Here is a 2,592-nt window from a genome sequence, read left to right on the forward strand (position 1 = left end):
AGGTGACGGTGGCGACGGGGGTTCCGTCGGGGTCGGTGAGGCTGATGGCGGTGGTGGTCGGTCCGGTGGGGTGCAGGCGGGCGCGCAGGGCGGTGGCTCCGGAGGCGTGCAGGGTTACGCCCTGCCAGGCGAAGGGCAGCTGCATCCCCGGTCCCTGACCGGTGTGGTCGGTGTGATTGGTGCCGGCCAGGGCGTGCAGAGCGGCGTCGAACAGGGCCGGGTGCAGTCCAAAACGTGCGCCCTGGTCCTGGGCCTGGACGGGCAGTTCGACCTCGGCAAACACCTCCTGCCCGCGCTGCCACAGCGCACGCAGCCCCTGAAAGACAGGACCGTAACCGAAACCCTCCCCGGCCAGCTCCTCGTAGAAGCCCTCCAACGACACCGCAACAGCACCAACCGGCGGCCACACCCCCATATCTGTCGGGTTGTTGGTGGGGGTGGTGTCCGGGGCCAGGAGGCCTTCGGCGTGCAGGGTCCATTGCTCGTCGAGGGGTGCGTCCTCGGGCCGTGCGTGGACGCGTACCTGCCGGCGTCCTTGCGTATCGGGGGCGGCTGCCATCACCTGCACCGCCACCCCGCCCCGCTCGGGCAGGACGAGGGGGGCGTGCAGGGTGAGTTCCTCCAGCACCGTGCAGTCCACTTCGTCGCCCGCGCGGATGGCCAGTTCGACGAAGCCGGTACCGGGGAACAGCACCGTGCCCATCACCGCGTGATCGGCCAGCCACGGCTGTGCCTGGAGCGACAGACGGCCCGACAGCACCACACCCCCCGACCCGGGCAACTCCACCACCGCACCCAGCAGAGGGTGTTCAGTACTTTCCAGGCCTGCCTGCTCCACATCGACCGTGTCCTGGACGGCCTCCATCCAGTAGTGCTTGTGCTGGAAGGGGTAGGTGGGCAGGTCCACGAGATGGACGGACCGGTCTGTGAAGAGGGCGGGCCAATCGACGGGTACACCTCGGATGTGCAGGTGGCCGAGTGCGTTCAGCACGTGGGCCGTCTCGGGCCGGTCCCGGCGCAGGGCGGCAACCGCGTCCCCGTCCCGGTCGGCCAGAGCGGTGAGGGTGGCGTCGGGGCCGATCTCCAGGAAGGTGTTCGCTCCCGCAGCACGCAATGCCTGCAGACCGTCGCCGAAGCGGACCGCCTCGCGGACATGGCGTACCCAGTAGCCGGGCGTACACAGCTTCTCGGGGTCGGCGAGAGCACCGGTGAGGTTGGAGACCAACGGGATGGTGGGCGGGTGATAGGTGATCTGCTCGGCCGCCTCGCGGAAGGCGTCGAGTATGGGGTCCATAAGGGGGGAGTGGAAGGCGTGCGAGACGCGCAGGCGCCGGGTGTGCGCGAACCGCGCCGCAACCTGCATCACGGCGGCCTCCTCACCGGAGATCACCACCGCATCGGGGCCGTTGACAGCCGCGATCGTCACTTGGTCCACACCCACGAGCGCCGCCGCCACATCCCGCTCAGTGGCCCGCACCGCGACCATCGCGCCACCCGTAGGCAGCGCCCCCATCAACCGACCCCGCGCCACCACCAACGCACACGCATCCGCCAGCGAGAACACCCCCGCCAGATGCGCAGCCGCCAGTTCACCGACCGAATGCCCGGCGACGAAGTCGGGCCGTAAGCCCCACGATTCCAGCAACCGCGCCAACGCCACCTCCAGCGCGAACAACGCTGGCTGCGCGAACTCCGTACCCTCCAAACGCCCTTGACCGGACGAGCCGTCCGCCGCCCACATCACCTCCCGCAACGGCAGACCCAGCTCATCGATCACCTCGTCCAGGACGCGGGCGAACACCGGGAACGACTGGTACAACTCCCGTCCCATTCCCAGCCGCTGACTGCCCTGACCGGAACAGAGGAACGCCAGCTTGCCTCCGGCTGCTGCTCCGCTCGGCCGCTCACCGCGGGCCACCGCCTCCAACCTGCCCACGAGCTCGGCCCGGTCCGCACCGACCACCACCACCCGGTGTTCCAGTGCGGCGCGGGTGGTGGCCAGTGAGTATCCGACATCGACCGGGTCCAGGTCCTGCTCGGTGACATGGGCTACCACCCGCGCGGCCTGCTCCCGCAACGCCTCCTCCGTACGCGCCGACACCACCCACGGCACCGCGGGAAGAGCGGCAGCAGGCTCGACCGAAGACTCCGCCGAAAGATCCGGTGCTTCTTCCAGGATCAGGTGGGCGTTGGTGCCACTGATACCGAAGGAGGAGACACCCGCCCGGCGCAGACGGTCCTCATCGCGCTCCCAGGGCTGGGCCTGGGTGAGCAGCTGCACCGCACCCGCCGACCAGTCCACATGCGGCGACGGCTCCCCCACATGCAGGGTCTGGGGCAGCTGGTCGTGGCGCATCGCCATGACCATCTTGATCACACCCGCCACCCCGGCCGCCGCCTGCGTGTGCCCGATGTTGGACTTGAGCGAGCCCAGCCACAGTGGCCGGCCCTCCGGCCGACCCTGCCCATAGGTGGCCAGCAGCGCCTGCGCCTCGATCGGATCACCCAAAGTGGTCCCCGTACCGTGCGCCTCCACCACATCCACATCCGCCACCGACAACCCCGCACCGGCCAGCGCCTGCCGGATCACCC

At 69.8% G+C, this 2,592-nt stretch carries 1 protein-coding gene; it reads right to left on the minus strand.

Going from position 1 to position 2,592, the window contains the following annotated elements; genetic code table 11:
- Positions 1 to 2,592: type I polyketide synthase (locus FGF04_RS38745; RefSeq protein ID WP_149516083.1), on the minus strand; the 2,592-nt coding region annotated here is incomplete at both ends.

Source organism: Streptomyces apricus (assembly GCF_008369065.1).
GTDB lineage: Bacteria > Actinomycetota > Actinomycetes > Streptomycetales > Streptomycetaceae > Streptomyces > Streptomyces apricus.